Genomic DNA, 16,105 nt, shown 5'->3' with positions numbered 1-16,105 from the left:
TTATGAATATTTCCCTGTTTGAAAAACTGGCGGAAGAAGGATTGATCTCCGCGGCTTCCCTCGAAAAAACAAAGGCCGCTTCGGGCACGAAATTGCTTTCCGTACACTGGGAGCTGAAGGTGGTGCTGTACCTCGGCGTGCTGCTGCTGAGCGGCGGACTGGGCGTGCTGGTTTACAAGAACATCGATACCATCAGTCACCAGGCCGTACTTTTTGTGATCGCTTTCCTCTGCCTCGGCGGTTTTTATTACAGCTTCCGGCACCGGCAGCCTTTTGCATGGACCAAAGTAGATTCCCCGAGCGTATTCGCGGAATATGCGATCCTGCTGGCATGCCTGCTGCTCGTCACTTTTCTTACTTACCTGCAGGTGCAATATGAAACGTTCGGCACCCGTTACGGTATGGCTACCTTCATCCCGATGGTCGTGCTGCTTTTCAGCGCCTATTACTTCGATCATCTCGGCGTGCTCAGCCTGGCCATCACCAACTTCGCCGCCTGGATGGGCGTCACCATTACCCCCTACCGCATTTTCTCCCGCAACGATTTTTCCAGCGACCGGCTGATCTATACCGGCATGCTGCTCGGCCTGATCCTGCTGGCGGTGGCCTTCGTCAGTCAGCATAAAAAACTGAAAAGACATTTCGCTTTCACCTACAGCAATTTCGGCACACATATTCTTTTCATTGCCTTGCTGTGCGCTTTGATCGTGTTTGACAGCAAGCTCACCTGGTCCGGGATACTGGCTGGCGTGTGTGCGTTCATGTTATGGCAGGCATTCCGTTACCGTTCCTTCTATTTCGCGCTGGTAGTGGTGTTGTATGGCTACGTGGAGTTGAACTACATCGTGTTGCGCTGGCTGGAAACCGTTGCTGTAGATACGGTCGTGACCTTCCTGTATTTCATCATTTCAGGCACGGGCATGGTATTCCTGCTGCTTCGCCTGAATAAAACACTGCGCCGCCCATGATCGCGTATGACCAGGCAAGCCTTGACAACCGGCTGATACAGCAGGAAGTGGAAACCACCTGTAGAAAGCAATGCATCACGGAAGCGGAAAAGGCCGCCGTGCTGCATGCCTGCCCGGTGCGCTTTTATACGCCGAATCCTTTTATCCGCATCGGATTGTTCATTGCTACGGCCGTCATCGGGGTTTCCGTATTCGGGATGTGTATACTGCTGCTTACCGTCGGCAGCAGCACGGAATCTGTCACAGCGCTGACCTTCTTTTTCAGCTTTCTTTTTTATCTGGCGCTGGAAATGTTTGTGCGGGTGAAGCATCACTTTGCTTCAGGCGTGGATGATGCACTAATGTGGATGAGCGGCGCATTCATGCTTAGCGGATTTTTTATAGCAACTGACTTTGACCTGGATGATGCCTGGATATATATGCTGATATTCGTAGCAGGAACCTTGTTCACATTGCGTTTCGCCAATGTGCTGATGTGTGCGGTGGCTTTTGCCGGTTTTATAGCGATGATATTCTTCACCTGCTTCCATCTCGGCAGTACCGCGCAGACGTTGCTACCCTTTGTGGTGATGGGCCTCTCCCTCCTGCTGTACCGCTTGTCTGCAAGGTTCCTGCGGGAGCAGCGCTTCCGCCATTACTTTGGTTGCCTTGAAATATTGTCCATTCTCTCGCTCATCACGTTTTACCTTGCCGGCAATTATTATGTTGTACGGGAGATCGGTGAAGAAATGTTCCGTGCGCCCATGCGGCTGGGATGGCTGTTCTGGATATTTACGGTGGCGGTGCCCACGGCTTATATTTACCTTGGCATCCGGCGCAGGAACCTCGCGCTGCTGCGGGTGGGCTTGTTGCTGACAGGTGCTGTCGTATTCACCGTCCGCTACTATTATGGCATACTGCCGGCCGAACTGGCGATGTCTGTAGGGGGTGCGGTGGTGATCGCGCTGGCATGGTATGTTACCCACTACCTGAAAGAGCCGAAGGCCGGCTTCACAAGAGAGGACGATGATGAGCATGATGATGTTGAAAAGCTGCAAATTGAATCGCTGGTGATCGCGGAAACCTTCCACGAAACGCCGAAGCCCCCGCAGGGATTCAGGTTCGGCGGTGGTTCCGGAGGTGGCGGCGGCGCCGGCAGTGATTACTGATCTATAAAATGAACAAAAATGGACCTGCAATTAAAAGGAAAGACCGCTCTTGTAAGCGGATCTACGCAAGGAATCGGATTTGCGATCGCGCAGCGGTTGCTGGAAGAAGGCGCTACGGTCATCATTAACGGACGGTCAGACGGCAAGATCGCCGAAGCCGTGAAGAAACTGCAACAGGCCGTGAACGGCGCCAACGTATCCGGCGTGGCGGCAGACTTCGCCAAAGCAGAAGAGGTGTCCGCCCTGCTGGAAAAAGTACCGGAAGTAGACATCGTGGTCAACAATGCCGGCATCTTTGAACCCAAACCTTTTGCTGATATAACCGATGAAGAATGGCTGCGTTTCTTTGAGGTAAACGTATTGAGCGGCATCCGCCTCTCCCGCCATTACTTCCCGCAAATGCTCGCCAAGAACTGGGGACGTATCATCTTCATCTCCAGCGAATCTTCCATCATGACGCCGGATGAAATGATCCACTACGGCATGACGAAAACGGCGCAGCTGGCCGTGAGCCGGGGACTGGCGGAACTGACGAAAAATACCGCCGTAACGGTGAACAGCGTACTGCCCGGTCCCACTAAATCCGAAGGCGTGAACGAATTTGTACGCCAGCTGGCGATCGCGCAGAATGTCAGCGCCGCGGAAGCAGAAGCAGATTTTTTCCGGACCATGCGCCCTTCGTCGCTCATCCAGCGCTTCGCGGACGTTTCAGAGATCGCCAGCCTCGTAGCCTATGTGGCCAGTCCGCTCGCTGCCGCCGTCAATGGAGCCGCGCTCCGGGCGGACGGCGGGCTCGTGAGGTCCATTCTCTGATAAAATGTTTTGATCATTAAATTCTATACGTAACATGAAAAGATTTTCCCTGATGCTCCTGGTATGCAGCACACTGGCATTGTTATCTTACACGCCGGCCAAAAAGAAGAAGGTGATCTTCTTTGGCGATTCCATTACCGCCGCGGGCGTGCAGCCGGAAGGGTATATCAGCCAGATGAAAAAGAAAGCCGGAGCGGACAACTATGAACTGATCGGCGCCGGTATCGGCGGCAACAAAGTGTACGATCTCTATCTGCGGATGGAGGAAGACGTACTGTCCAAACAGCCGGACATCGTGGTGATCTACATCGGTGTGAACGATGTGTGGCACAAGACTTCTTCCGGCACGGGCACGGACTACGACAAATTCGAGAAATTCTACCGGGCGCTGATCAAAAAGCTGCAGGCGCATCATGCTAAAGTGATCCTTTGCACGCCTGCCGTGATCGGTGAAAAGAAGAACGGCGGCAACGCCCAGGATGCGGACCTCGACAAATACAGCGCCAATATCCGCAAGATCAGTGAAGACACGAAACTACCGCTGGTTGACCTCCGCAAGCTGTTCACCGATTACAACATCGCGCACAATGCTGACAACAGGGAAAAAGGGATTCTCACCACAGACGGCGTACATCTTAATAAAGAAGGGAATGCACAGGTGGCGGACGCGATGTGGAAGGTGATCAAGACTTTGTAATACTGCGCCATGTGCACAAAAAAGGAGGCTGCATCGGAGTTGAAATGCCCTGATCTTTTGGGGACTTCAGGTTTGATGCAGCCTCTTTTATTATTTCGCGGGTACCGGCAGCGGTGTTCCGGGCTTCACCGGCACACCAAAGTCAGGGCTTCCATCCTTCTTCCAGGTAAACGGCTGCATGCGCGGGGAGCGTTTGCCACCGCAGCCATCTCCGGGGTTGTCGTTCGCATGGTAAAGTATCCAGTTCTCCTTGCCGTTGGGGGACATAAAGAATGAATTATGACCGGGCGCATATACGCCGTTTTCTTTCGATAATTTGAACAGCGGCGCTTCCGCTTTTTTCCAGGCAGCTGCATCCAGCAGATTCTTTTTGCCGGTGAAGGTCAGCAGGCCGAGGGCATAAAAGTCCGTCCAGCAGCCGCTGGCGGAATACACAATGAACAGCTTCTTTCCGTTCATCAATATCTGCGGCCCTTCATTCACCGTCACTTTCTGACCGCTTTTTTCCCAATCGTACGTGGGCGTGGACAGCAGCACGCGATCCCCTTCAATGGTCCAGGGGTTTTTCATTTTAGCGATGTAGATGTTCTGATGGGTATTTACATCGCCTTCCCAGCCGGACCAGAGCATATACAGTTGCCTGTTGTGTTCAAATACGTTACCGTCGATCGCCCATTTGTTGGTGGGGTCGGCTACCTTTCCTTTGAACGTCCAGGTACCTTCCAGCGGATCGGGCGAATCATTCTCGATCACGTACATGCGGTGGTTGTGATTGTTCCCGTCGTCCGCCGCGAAGTAGACGTACCATTTTCCACGGATGAAATGGATCTCGGGCGCCCAGATTTCCTTGCCGTACGCGGAATCACGGGGCGGCGTATAAACGGTTTTGCGGGGCGCTGTCTTCAGGTCCGCCAGGCTGGCGGTTTTCCAAAGCACGATGCTGCGGCCGTTGGTGTGCGTGTAATAATAGTATCCGTCCTTATAAAACGAAAAAGGATCAGCGCCCGAAGGCAGCAAGGGATTGGTAAAGGTTTCCTGGGCTTGCGCGCAGATGCCGGCCAGCAGCATCAGGCAGCATAATAATGTACGTTGCATGCTTACAAGATATGTAATGTGCCGTTATTTTGAAAACAGCCCTGTATTGCCCTTTTCCCAGGTTTTCATCAGTTCCGCTATTAACGCGGGTTGAGTGGCGGCAATATTTTTGTTCTCAAACGGGTCGGTTTCATGATCGTACAGCTCAACGGCGGGCTGCGCTTCCCTGAAATATTTTGTAAGCCGGTAACGCGGCGTGCGCATGGAAACCCCCTGCCGGAAATAGCTGTAAGCCACATCCCGCCAGGTGGCATCATCCGGCGAAGCCAGCAATCCCGCAAAACTGTTCCCATCTGTTTTAACCGGCGAACTGAGATTACAAAGCTGCATCAGCGTTGGATAGATATCCGCGGAGCTGATCACGCGGTCGCAGATAAAACCTTTCTCCATACCGGGCGTCCTTACCAGGAAGGCGCTGCGCAACGACCATTCAAACAGCGTGTGCTTGCCCCATACGCGGTCATCGCCCAGCTGCCAGCCATGATCGCCCCAGATAATAACGATGGTATTTTCATCCAGCCCGTTCTGCTTTAACGCTTCCAGCACTTTGCCCACCTGCGCATCCATGTAGCTTACGGCGGCATAGTACGCATGCCGCAACTTCCGGGCATAGGCGTCAGAAACAGGGTCTTTCAGCGAAGCACGTTCATCGCCGGCTTTGTAGGAAGCAAATTCCGCGCTCGGGTGCAGGCTGGCTGCATTGACATTTTCAGGAATATCCGGCGAAGGCGTCAGCGACAACTTTGATTCATCGTACATGTCCCAATACTTTTTGGGCGCGTTAAAAGGCAGGTGCGGCTTGAAGAAGCCTACGCCGAGAAAGAAAGGCTGGCCTTTTGCGGACAGTTCCTTCAGCTTTTGCACCGCCAGCGTTGCCGTCAGCCCGTCGGGGTACGCATCGTCCTCCCCCTGCCCTGCTTCGTAAGGTTTTACATTCCCTTTCCGGCTTTGCCGGTTGGAGCCGTCCGCATAAGCGAAAAACGCATTCCAGCCGGTTTTCCATTTGCCCGGGTCCATCAGCATTTCGTCCCAGCTATTCGGTAATTCCAGCTGATTGCTGCGGGATGCCGTATAGGGATATACGTAGCCGTCCGCGGAATGGCTGATCTTCCCGATGCCGACGGTATAATATCCATTACGCCGCATGTTCTCGATGAATGTTTCCGGCTTTCCGTTGCGCGGCAGATTCGCGAGCAGCTTTTCCGCCGCGTCGTTGCTCAATGCGGCCTTCGTACGCGGATAGCGGCCCGTGAGCATACTGATCCGGGAGGCGCCGCAGGTAGGCACTGTCACGTACTGTTTCCTGAATACAACGGCTTTCTCCGCAAATGCGTCGATATTCGGAGAATGTACTTCCGGGTTGCCATAGCAACCGAGATCGGGCCGCAGGTCGTCCACACAAATAAACAGCACGTTCGGCCGCTGCTGGGCTTGTACGCTGCAGGCAATAGCCAGTGGCAGGAACAGGCTGAAGATCTTCTTACTATTCATATGCTAATCGTTTGGCGTGATAACTGTCAGCGGCGGCTGATTTTTATCCGCGCCGGGATAGCCAATGTTCTGATTGATCACCCCGAGCGTATTCGTATTGATCACTTCGGCGGGTACGGGCCATAACACGTGATGGGGACTGATGCGGCATTCGTTTTCGCCCCATTTGAGATGCGTCCTGTAAAAATGGTTCTTTTCCATCACGCGGTCGTACCAGTAGTTCTTCGTGCTGAAATTTTCCAGCGTATATCCGTTGTAGTGATTCGCGGCCATAATATAGGAAATTCTCGTCAATTCCGATTTACGGGGCTCTTCGCCGAACAGTTCCCGGGCGCGTTCATCCAGTATATAATCAATTGTTACGTCGCCGGCGGATATATCCTGCGCATGCACTCTCCTGCGCACGGCATTGATATCTTCGGCCGCGGCGCCCTTGTCGTCCAGCCAGAAATAGGCTTCCGCCCGCAGCAGGTAGGTTTCCGCCAGGCGGAAGATATACCAGTCGCCGTTGCCGCCGTTCGGTACCTGGTCTTTACTGCCCTGCGGCACGTAGGCGATGTAGTAAGGAAATGAAAAGTAATGCTGGAAGGTATCGGCGAGTGCGCGCATTTTGGTAGGGTCGATGGGTTTACCAAAGTCAACGGACTTCGGGTTGTTATATTTCAGGTCTTCCTTGAAGATCCAGTTGCCGTCAAGGCGGCGCAGATCATTAGGGTCCGTCCATATATCGCCGGTGTAATAGGGAGATGGCCGGAGAACGGCGCCACCGCGCCCCAGGGAATCGTACTGCGGACCGTTGTCTACCGTGCCGTTGCTGCCCCTGCTGTCCAGCGCCCGTGTCCACCACGAAGGCGTATAGTTCCGCAGGGTATATAACCCGGAGGTCCGCGCATCCGCGGTCAGCTCAAAGCGGTCCAGCGTAGCCAGGATGGTTTCCGTATTGGCGGCGTGATGGATATTGGCGGGGCGGTGAAGGTCCCATATGTAATTGCGGTAGGCTTTTGACGCATCTATGCCGAAGCGTTGCTGCACGAGCTTGTATTTGCCGTTGATGACCGTTGTGGCCGCGGTTACCGCCTTTTCAAATTCGCCGGCGGCGAGATAGATCTTCGTGAGCAAATGAAAGGCGGCGGCTCTGCACGGCGCCCCCGGCACGGTGTTCTCCGGCATCCACTGCACCGCAAACTCCATGTCCTCTATGAGCTTCTTCAGAATGGCCGTCCGGGCATGCGTTCTGAAATCCAGCCGTGGGGACATCAACTCCTTTCCGATAAACGGCACATCACCGAACTCGTGCACCAGCAGGTAATACCAGTACGAGCGGTGAAAGAAAGCTTCGCCGAGGATGCTGTTGCGGTCCTGCTCATTGTCCCAGGTGATATCATCGATGCGGGTGATCACGGTGTTGGCTACACGAATCGGGCGGTAGCCCCACTGATAGTTGGCCAGCACATAATAGTTGCCGTCCGCGCTGGGCGTCAGCTGGCGGTCCATATTGCGGATGGCGTTGTTATTCACCGGCCCCGCAACGCCCAGTTCGGAAAAAACACCTTCGGAAACGATGGTGTTGAATTCACCGTAAACCGTGTTGCGGAGGTTCTTCCGGAGCGTGATCATAAAGGCTTCATACCCCTTTTTGTCTACCAGCAGGTTTTCCGGCGCAAAGAAAGAAAGCGGCTCCGGCTTCAGCCAGTCTTTTGAACACGAGGCCAGCATAACGGCCGTCAAAACGAAGAGGAGGACATATCTGATCGGTTTCATGTTGTTCTGTTTGATGTTAACGTTTTACAGCGTAGTGTTAAGCCCTGCCGAGAATATCCGCGGCATGGCGGCGTTCCGTGATTCGGGGTCCCAGCCCGTCCATTTTGTAAAAGTGAAAAGGTTGCGGGCGCTGACAAATACTTTCAGCGCGGAGAGCTTCACGGGCGCCAGCAATGCTTTCGGAAAATTGTACGCAACGGATACGTCCTGCACACGCAGGAATGCCGCGGACTCATACATCACGATGCCGCCTTCATAAGCGCTGTTGTTCACATTCAGGCGCGGATAACGGTCGGAAGGATTGTCCTTGCTCCAGTATGGCAGCGCACGGGCATTGCTCCTGTCGAAAGTATTGGAGCTGGGCCGGTTGAAGTCGGACCGGGTGCCGTAATGCCCCAGGTCCGCGCGCAGGAAGATCATCACATCGATGTTGTTGTAAATGGTAAATTCATTCCGCAACCCCAGCTGGTAGCGGGGCGTGGTATAACCGAGGAACATCTTGTCGTCAAACTGGCGGTACATACTGTCGCCATTCACATCTCGGGACTTGAAATCGCCGGGCGACAGCCCGTATTTCCGCGCGGCGTCCGCTTCCGCCGTTTGCCAGATACCAACAATGTCATATGCCCAGATGCGGTCGATGGATTGGCCGGGGAACCAGCCGCGGGAATAGTCCGGCAGCTCGCGGCGCACTTCCTTTCCGTTGACGGTAACGGTTTCGTAATCGCCCCATAACTTTTCTATCTTGTTCCTGTTGGCGTAGAACGTGAGATTCGACCGCCAGGAGAAGTGTTTGTTCCGTATGTTCTCGGTGGTGAGGTTCAGTTCTATCCCTTTGTTGGAAAGCTGGCCGAGGTTGGTGATCATGTCCGCATAGCCGGTGATGACCGGTAGCGAGCGGTTGATCAGCAGGTCGTTCGTGAAGGAACGATATACGTCGAGTGTGAGATTGACACGTCCGTTGAATGCATTCAGGTCGATGCCCGCATTCCAGGATTCCGTCTGCTCCCATTTGAGATCGGGATTGGCCAGCGACGCATTGGTGACGCCGGTAATAACGTTTGTTCCATCGAAATACACGTTCCTGCTAAGGTTGGCAAGCGCCGCATAAGTGCCTACTTCGCGGTTGCCGTTCACGCCCCAGGAAGCGCGGAGCTTCAGCTGGTCCACCCAGGGCACTTTAAAGAAGGGTTCGTCCGAAATGCGCCATCCCAGGGCTACAGCGGGGAAATAGGCCCGGGGGTTCCGCTGGCCGAAAGCGGAAAAGCCGTCGCGGCGCCAGGATGCGGTCAGCAGGTATTTATCTTTCAACGTATAATTCACCCGCGCCATGAGCGCGTCCCCCGTCCGCACCGCATCATTGTTGCCCAGCGTAGGATTGCTGCCGAACTGCAATCCATGCCAGGAAAGGTTCTCGCTCGTCTGGAAATTTTCATTCGTTTGCGAGGAGCTCCAGCTTTGCAGCTTCTCCGCATTCGCCAGCAAGGTCACGTCAAAAGCATGCCGCCCGAAAGTCTTGTTCCAGCGAAGGATATTATCCACCATCCATTCATAGGTATTATCATCATCCCGGCTGCCGTACCCGTTGATGTGCGAGATACCGCCTCTGACGGTAGACGAAGGCCAGAACTGGTAATTGCGCGTGTTGGCCAGCCTGTTCTGGAAAGAAATGCGGTAGCTGAACCCGAACGGCAAGGTGACCTCGCCGAACAGGGTGGCAAACAGCGCATTGGTTTTGTTGAGCTGCTCCTTGTATTGGTATTCGAGAAACGGGTTGCGGAAAAGCGCGTCATCCTGCGGATTCAGCTTCAGCGTACCGTCTGCGTTATACATGCTGCCATAGGGACTGAGGTCCACCATATCACCCGTCGGCACCGGCACGGAACTGTTGTCGGTACCGGAGAACTGTGAGTTGATGCCTACGCGGATAAAGTCCGAAATACGCGCGTCCAGGTTAAGCCGCGAACGGAATATTTTGATCTCATCTCCTTTTACAATGCCCTGGTTGCGGGTATAGCCGGTTGAAAAGTAGTAGTTGATCTTCGGAGCGCCGCCGGACACGCTGAGGTCGTAGTGCTGGCGCAGGCCCTTCTGCATCGCTTCATCGTACCAGTTCACGGTACGGCCGGCCAGGTAATTCTGGATTTCCAGCGCGTTGAGGTTAAGGCGCCCCAGCCATTCAACGGTATCGTTGGCATTGGGGTTGTTGCTGAAATTGCGCCATTCGTCAATAGACACGCTATCCGGCAGATTAAAAGGATCGTGGTAGTAGTAATCGTGTTGCGGGCGGAGAATATCGAACAGGTCTTTCCGGAAGCGGAGGTATTCGGCGGGACCAAATGACCAGTAGTCTTTCGCGGATTCGGCGTAACCGATGGTGGTGGAGAAATTGATCACCGGCAGCCCCGTGCGCCCTTTCTTGGTGGAAATGATGATCACGCCGTTGGCAGCGCGGGAACCATATACCGCTGCCGCGCTGGCGTCTTTGAGCACATCTATCGTTGCCACGTCGGACGGGCTGATATCGCGGATATTACCGTTATAGATCACGCCATCCAGCACGATCAGCGGCGACGTGGAACCCTGCAGTGAGTTAACGCCGCGGATCTCCAGCGAGCCGCCGCCGTCCGCCGAAGTGCCCTGGTTGGAACTGAGACCGGCCACCGTGCCGCTGAAAAATTCTGTAAGGTTCGTGGTGGCCTGGGTATTGAACCGGGTTGCGTCGATGCTCGCAATGGAGCCGGTAAGGTCTTTCTTTTTCGCGGTGCCGTAGCCCACGACAACGACCTGGCTGAGACCCGAAGCGACGGCTTTCATTTTTATGTCAACAAATGTTTTTCCTTTTAACTCCACCTGCTGCGGCTCAAATCCGATAAAAGAAAATTCGAGCACAGCATCCGGTTCCGCCTGCAGGGAGAAAGCGCCCTTGTCATCCGTCATGGCGCCCTGCGCCGTTCCCTGTATGCGCACACTCACACCCGTGAGCGGCGCTCCCTCTTCATCCGTCACCGTGCCCGCCACTTTTATTGGAGCCGGAGCGCTGGCGCTTTCGGCCGCGGCTGCCGCCTTGCGCGGCTTTACAATAATGAATTTATCCTGCACCGTGAACGCAAGCGGTTGCGATAAAAAGATGAGCTGCAACACTTTGTCGAGGCCGGCATCTTTTAGGTCCAGCGTAACGGGCACGGATTTCTCCAGCGCGTCGCTGGTAAAAACGAAGTTGTAGCCGGTTTGTTCCCTGATCTTTTTCAGCACTTCCGCCAGCGGCATATTTTTTTGCGTGATGCTCACTTTCTGGCCGTAAGACACCGTGCCGGACTGCAGGCAGATCGTCAGCGCGATCAGCGCAGCGGACCTTAACAGCATGGCGGTGCCTTTGAAAAGTAAATTTTCAAACATACATTATACTTTAGTTTGGTAAAGAATGAGGGATTCTACGGTGAAACAATAATGCGGTTGTCGCGGATCTCGTAGTGCAGGCCTCCCGTTTCCTGCAGTACGCTGAATACCCGGGACACAGTTACATTGCGTGGAATAGTACCGTTAAAACGTTGTGAAATATGTCCCTGGATGACGATATCGATATCATACCATAATGAAAGCTGACGGGCAAGCGTGGGCATGTCCACATCCTTCAGCCAGAACAGGCCGTTCTTCCAGGCGATGACCGCATCCATATCCGGATCACGCACCAGCTGAAGCCCTCCGTTTTCCGTTGCCAGCGCCTGCTGTGCGGGCTTCAGCAACATGGAAGCCGCGCCCCTGGAAACCTTCACGCTTCCCTGCAATAACGTGGTGGCCACTTGCTCCGCATCATAAGCCTGTATATTGAAATGCGTGCCGAGCACATCAATGCGGGTGCCCCTGGCATGAACGATGAAAGGCTTTTGCGCATCGCGGGCGATCTCGAAATACACTTCTCCTGTAACGTCCACCACCCGTTCCTTATCTCCGAAAAAGTTCGGAAAACGGATGGACGATCCGGCGTTCAGCCAGGCGAGGCTTCCGTCGGGCAATTGAAGCTGGAACTGCCCGCCCCGTGGTGTCGTAAGCGTATTATATACCATCTCGCGCGCTGCAACATTCACACCGCGGTAGGCCAGTCTGCCGCTATCAAGTTTGACGATGCGGACATTCCCCTGTTGCCCCACCTGCCCGTTTGACGCACTGTCCAGCACCAGCGTGCTGCCGTCTGCAAGGGTCAGAACGGCTTTGTTGCCACCGGGGCGCACATCCGCATTGCCTGCCTCCTCCACGAGCGTAACCGGGCGTTCCGGGTCTTTCAGCAGCAGGTATCCCGCGGCGCCGAATATAAGCACGAGCACGGCCGCGGCAAGCTTTCTGTAGAAGAAGTCCCGCTGCTTCGTGCGGGCATGGCGCAACTTTTCCGTCCATTTTTCATCCTTCAGCAACGGAGGCGCGTCGCGGGTGGTTTCCCACAGCTCCTGCAACGGGGCGGACAACCCGTCCCTGTTTTCCGCTGCCTGCAACAGTTCCCACAGCTCCGCATATTCATCTTTGGTAATGGTACCCTCCAGATATAGTTTAAAAAGATGCTGCAGGCGTGATGAACTGTTTTCTTGCATATATGATAGACGTTGGAAAAAAGATGGTGTACTAATGGCTGCCCGATTTTTTTTACGGGATAAGAGAAATCAGCAGGATGATGATATCCAGCCCGGGAGGAATATGTGAACGGATGATCTGAAGCGCCGCCGCGATGTGGTTGCGCACGGTATTGGTGGAGAGCTGCAATTTCTCGGCAATCTGCTCATAGGTAAGATCGTGGTCCCTGCTGAGCAGGAACGCTATTTTGCGTTGCGGGGACAGCTGGCTGGCGGCTTTGCGGATAGTGGCTTCCAGGCTGCCGCGCATCAGTTCTTTGTCCGCCGGGTCCGCCTGATTTTCCTGCAGGCGCTCCCAAAGCGCGGCTTGCTGCCGGCGGCTTTTCTTCACCTGCCGCAGAAAATCAAAAGCTTTGTTTCGCGCTACCGTAAAAAGAAAAGCTTCCGGATGCTCGATCCCCGGCATTCCCGTACGGCCGTTCCATATTTTAATGAAGATGTCCAGCACCATTTCTTCCGCTATTTCCTGTGATCTGGTCACCTTCAGCAAATATGCCAGCAGCCTGTTCCGGTAGCGCGCGAACAGCTCGTTAAAAGCAAGCTCGTCGTTGTCCGTAACACAACGCAACAACTCGTTGTCCGTCAGTTGGCCGTAAGATTGTTCTGTTTTCATTATGATACAGGCGCGTTACATATCGTGGAGTGGTTACAGCATGTAAGATAAAAAAAGGGAATTAAATATGAAAATTAACAAAATTAAATAACCGTTAAGAATCACATCCACCTGTCGCATTCAGAATTTCGGCAGACTTTTGCTATATTTAGCGCTCACCAAACCCATCCTGGATGCTCTATGCAATACTTTCCGGCTTCTTACTGGCAATACTGGTCCTGTTCTTCGGCAAACAGGTCAAAGGAAAGTTAGCGGCGGGGCTGACCCTTCTTCCACTTGGCTTATTTACCTATTTTTTGTTCCTCCTGCCGGAAACGGCCAACGGTAATGCATTGCTGTTCAGCTATCAGTGGATACCGTCCATGGGTATTAACCTGGATTTCAAGGCGGACGGATTGTCATTATTATTTTGTTTGCTGATCTCGGGGATCGGGGCGCTGGTGTTCTTTTATGCGTCTTACTATCTGAAGGGGCACCGTTACCTGGACCGGTTTTATAGTTATCTCTGCATTTTTATGGCGGCGATGCTCGGCCTGGCATTGTCGGACAACGTCATATTATTATTTGTTTTCTGGGAGCTGACCAGCATCAGCTCTTTTTTCCTGATCGGATTCAATAATGACGATCCCGCTTCGCGGAAAAGTTCTATTATGGCGCTGGCTGTCACCGGTGGCGGCGGATTCCTGCTGATGGCAGGTTTTATTTTACTGGGCGGTATCAGCGGCACCTATTCTATCCGGGAGATGCTGGTGTCTTCCGCCGCATTGAAAGAACATGCCAATTACGGATGGATATTATTCTTCCTGTTCGCGGGTGCATTCACCAAATCGGCGCAGTTCCCTTTTCATTTCTGGCTGCCCGGCGCGATGAAGGCCCCCACCCCGGTATCCGCCTACCTCCACTCCGCCACCATGGTAAAAGCGGGCATCTACCTGCTGGCAAGGTTCACACCTGTGCTCGGCGGCCATCCTTACTGGAACTACACGCTGCTGATCGCTGGCGGCATCACCATGTTATACAGCGCCTTCCACTCCACGCTGCGCACGGACCTGAAAGGCATCCTCGCCTACTCCACCATTGCGGCGTTAGGCATGCTGGTATTCCTGCTGGGCGCGGGCAGCGAACAGGCGATGATGGCGGTGGCCGTGTTCATCCTCGTGCATGCGCTGTACAAAGCCGCTTTGTTCCTCACCGCGGGTATCCTGGACCATGAGACCGGCACGCGCGACGTGACGCAGCTCAGCGGGTTGCGTAAAGTGATGAAACCCGTTGCCCTCACCGGTTTGCTCGCCGCGCTGTCCAGCGCCGGCATACCGCTCACCTTCGGTTTTGTGGGCAAGGACCTGATCTACGAAGCCACCCTGCACGACAGCCTCGGCATACTATTGACCGCCGCGGCCGTGCTGACGAATATTCTCTTGCTGTACGCCGGTTTCCTCGCGGGCATCAAGCCCTTCAGCGGCGAGCTGCCGGAGGCATTTAAAAACGTTCACCTGCCGGACATGCGGCTGTGGGTGCCGCCGCTCCTGCTGGCCATTCTCGGTGTCGTCTACGGCATCCTGCCTTCGCTGACCGACGCTTCGCTGATGCAGCCCGTGGTGCAGTCCCTTTCTCCCGGCGCCGTTACCGCGCCGCTGAAAGTATGGCACGGCGTCAATCCTGTGCTGCTGCTGAGCGGCCTCACGCTGGCGGGCGGAATCGGGCTGTATTATTACCGGCGGCCCGCGCATTCCAGGTTGCAGTCCATCCGCCGGTACGATCCCTTCAGCCCGGAAACCCTGGTACTGAAGGGCGCGGGGAGATTCGACGATTTCAGCCACTGGTACACCAACAAGCTGCACAGCGGCAACCTCCGCTCCTACGTCTACATCATCGTGATATTCATGAGCGGGCTGCTGGCCTACAAGATCGCCACCGGCGTCAACCTTTACCTCGATCTCAGCAACGTTTCAAGAATATCCATCTACGACGCCACCATCTTCTGCATCATTATCGTCGCCATCTGGAAAACCATTTCCACTTCGTCGCGCATCACGGCGGTGGCCTGCATGAGCGTGGTAGGTTATTGCATCTGCCTGCTGTTCGTGATCTACAGCGCGCCGGATCTGGCGATGACCCAGTTCACGATCGATACACTGACCGTCATATTATTTGTGCTGGTGCTTTTCCGCCTGCCGCGCTTCCTCCGGATCAACGACCGGAAAGTGGTGCTGCGGGACGGCATCGTATCCGCCGTATTCGGCGCACTGATCTCCGTCATTGCGCTGGAAGTCATGAATGAGCCCACCAACAAGGAAACCAGCCGGTACTACGCGGAGAATGCCTACCTGATGGCCAAAGGCAAGAACGTGGTAAATGTGATGCTGGTAGACTTCCGCGGGTTCGACACACTGGTGGAGATCACCGTGCTGATCATCGCCGCGCTGGGCGTTTACAGCCTGCTGAAACTCAGGGTCAGCGCAATAGAAAAAGAATAGCGTATGAAGAGTGTTATTTTAAGAACAGCGTCCAACTACCTGCTGCCGCTGCTGCTGCTTTTTTCCGTATTTATCCTTGTGCGCGGCCACTACTCGCCGGGAGGAGGGTTCGTGGGCGGGCTGATGGCCTCCATCGCTTTTGTGCTGCACGCCTTCGCGAACAAACTGGAAAACACGCGGAAGCTGCTGCGCTATCCGCCGGGGGCTTTCATCCCGGTAGGGCTCGCCATTGCATTGCTGAGCGGGCTGGCGCCGGTATTCATCGGCAAGCCCTTTCTCACAGCGCTGTGGTTCAGCACGCCGGTGCCTATCATCGGGCTGGTGGGCACGCCTTTATTTTTTGACATCGGGGTGTTTTTTGTGGTGATCGGCATTACGCTGAGCATCCTGTTCAACATCTCCGAAAACATCCTCTGA

The 16,105-nt window shown here is 54.5% G+C and carries 12 protein-coding genes; 6 read left to right on the top strand and 6 right to left on the bottom strand.

The genetic code is table 11. The annotated features are described in order from the left end of the window. The first annotated feature begins 2 nt into the window (after positions 1-2). Genes CCY01nite_RS23075 through CCY01nite_RS23060 form a run of 4 tightly spaced genes read left to right on the top strand, consistent with a single transcriptional unit; the run spans position 3 to position 3,626 of the window. Positions 3-968: a DUF2157 domain-containing protein gene (locus tag CCY01nite_RS23075; RefSeq protein WP_146866738.1), complete on the top strand. Its 966-nt coding sequence runs from the start codon at positions 3-5 to the stop codon at positions 966-968. Next, complete coding sequence (locus CCY01nite_RS23070; protein ID WP_146866736.1) at positions 965-2,116, top strand: hypothetical protein; 1,152 nt, start codon at positions 965-967, stop codon at positions 2,114-2,116. The genes CCY01nite_RS23075 and CCY01nite_RS23070 overlap by 4 nt, the downstream gene beginning before the upstream one ends. Positions 2,117-2,134: 18 nt before the next feature. After that, positions 2,135-2,929 (top strand): SDR family NAD(P)-dependent oxidoreductase, encoded by a 795-nt coding sequence (locus CCY01nite_RS23065; RefSeq protein WP_146866734.1) that lies wholly within the window; start codon positions 2,135-2,137, stop codon positions 2,927-2,929. Positions 2,930-2,963: 34 nt separating this feature from the next. Beyond that, positions 2,964-3,626 carry an SGNH/GDSL hydrolase family protein gene (locus CCY01nite_RS23060; RefSeq protein WP_146866732.1) on the top strand — a complete coding sequence of 221 codons (663 nt, stop codon included), beginning with the start codon at positions 2,964-2,966 and terminating at the stop codon, positions 3,624-3,626. A 90-nt stretch (positions 3,627-3,716) separates the two neighbouring features. Here the strand turns inward: CCY01nite_RS23060 and CCY01nite_RS23055 are convergent, their stop codons facing one another. Genes CCY01nite_RS23055 through CCY01nite_RS23030 form a run of 6 tightly spaced genes read right to left on the bottom strand, consistent with a single transcriptional unit; the run spans position 3,717 to position 13,211 of the window. Continuing rightward, positions 3,717-4,721: a glycoside hydrolase family 43 protein gene (locus tag CCY01nite_RS23055; protein WP_146866730.1), complete on the bottom strand. Its 1,005-nt coding sequence runs from the start codon at positions 4,719-4,721 to the stop codon at positions 3,717-3,719. 24 nt (positions 4,722-4,745) lie between these two features. Next, on the bottom strand, positions 4,746-6,212 hold the full coding sequence (locus CCY01nite_RS23050) for a sulfatase (protein WP_146866728.1): 1,467 nt from the start codon (positions 6,210-6,212) through the stop codon (positions 4,746-4,748). 3 nt (positions 6,213-6,215) lie between these two features. Then, positions 6,216-7,973: a RagB/SusD family nutrient uptake outer membrane protein gene (locus CCY01nite_RS23045; protein WP_146866726.1), complete on the bottom strand. Its 1,758-nt coding sequence runs from the start codon at positions 7,971-7,973 to the stop codon at positions 6,216-6,218. A 24-nt stretch (positions 7,974-7,997) separates the two neighbouring features. Continuing rightward, entirely contained in the window at positions 7,998-11,372 is a 3,375-nt protein-coding gene (locus tag CCY01nite_RS23040) for a SusC/RagA family TonB-linked outer membrane protein (RefSeq protein WP_222614478.1), read from the bottom strand. Positions 11,373-11,407: 35 nt separating this feature from the next. After that, complete coding sequence (locus tag CCY01nite_RS23035) at positions 11,408-12,559, bottom strand: FecR family protein (RefSeq protein ID WP_146866724.1); 1,152 nt, start codon at positions 12,557-12,559, stop codon at positions 11,408-11,410. A gap of 52 nt (positions 12,560-12,611) precedes the next feature. After that, positions 12,612-13,211, bottom strand: coding sequence for an RNA polymerase sigma factor (locus CCY01nite_RS23030; protein ID WP_146866722.1), 600 nt, complete (start codon positions 13,209-13,211; stop codon positions 12,612-12,614). Between the two features lie 173 nt (positions 13,212-13,384). Here CCY01nite_RS23030 and CCY01nite_RS23025 point away from each other — a divergent pair, with 173 nt between their 5' ends. Further along, a complete protein-coding gene (locus CCY01nite_RS23025; protein ID WP_146866720.1) occupies positions 13,385-15,688 on the top strand; it encodes a putative monovalent cation/H+ antiporter subunit A in 2,304 nt (767 codons plus the stop codon). A gap of 3 nt (positions 15,689-15,691) precedes the next feature. Then, a complete protein-coding gene (locus CCY01nite_RS23020; protein WP_146866718.1) occupies positions 15,692-16,105 on the top strand; it encodes a Na+/H+ antiporter subunit B in 414 nt (137 codons plus the stop codon).

Origin of the sequence: Chitinophaga cymbidii, from assembly GCF_007992715.1 — a bacterium.
Lineage (GTDB): Bacteria > Bacteroidota > Bacteroidia > Chitinophagales > Chitinophagaceae > Chitinophaga > Chitinophaga cymbidii.
This window is presented reverse-complemented; position numbering and strand designations above follow the sequence as displayed.

Coding starts and splice junctions, on each gene's coding strand:
- CCY01nite_RS23075 (WP_146866738.1), top strand. CDS start 3: ATGAATATTTCCCTGTTTGAAAAACTGGCGGAAGAAGGATTGATCTCC.
- CCY01nite_RS23070 (WP_146866736.1), top strand. CDS start 965: ATGATCGCGTATGACCAGGCAAGCCTTGACAACCGGCTGATACAGCAG.
- CCY01nite_RS23065 (WP_146866734.1), top strand. CDS start 2,135: ATGGACCTGCAATTAAAAGGAAAGACCGCTCTTGTAAGCGGATCTACG.
- CCY01nite_RS23060 (WP_146866732.1), top strand. CDS start 2,964: ATGAAAAGATTTTCCCTGATGCTCCTGGTATGCAGCACACTGGCATTG.
- CCY01nite_RS23055 (WP_146866730.1), bottom strand. CDS start 4,721: ATGCAACGTACATTATTATGCTGCCTGATGCTGCTGGCCGGCATCTGC.
- CCY01nite_RS23050 (WP_146866728.1), bottom strand. CDS start 6,212: ATGAATAGTAAGAAGATCTTCAGCCTGTTCCTGCCACTGGCTATTGCC.
- CCY01nite_RS23045 (WP_146866726.1), bottom strand. CDS start 7,973: ATGAAACCGATCAGATATGTCCTCCTCTTCGTTTTGACGGCCGTTATG.
- CCY01nite_RS23040 (WP_222614478.1), bottom strand. CDS start 11,372: ATGTTTGAAAATTTACTTTTCAAAGGCACCGCCATGCTGTTAAGGTCC.
- CCY01nite_RS23035 (WP_146866724.1), bottom strand. CDS start 12,559: ATGCAAGAAAACAGTTCATCACGCCTGCAGCATCTTTTTAAACTATAT.
- CCY01nite_RS23030 (WP_146866722.1), bottom strand. CDS start 13,211: ATGAAAACAGAACAATCTTACGGCCAACTGACGGACAACGAGTTGTTG.
- CCY01nite_RS23025 (WP_146866720.1), top strand. CDS start 13,385: ATGCTCTATGCAATACTTTCCGGCTTCTTACTGGCAATACTGGTCCTG.
- CCY01nite_RS23020 (WP_146866718.1), top strand. CDS start 15,692: ATGAAGAGTGTTATTTTAAGAACAGCGTCCAACTACCTGCTGCCGCTG.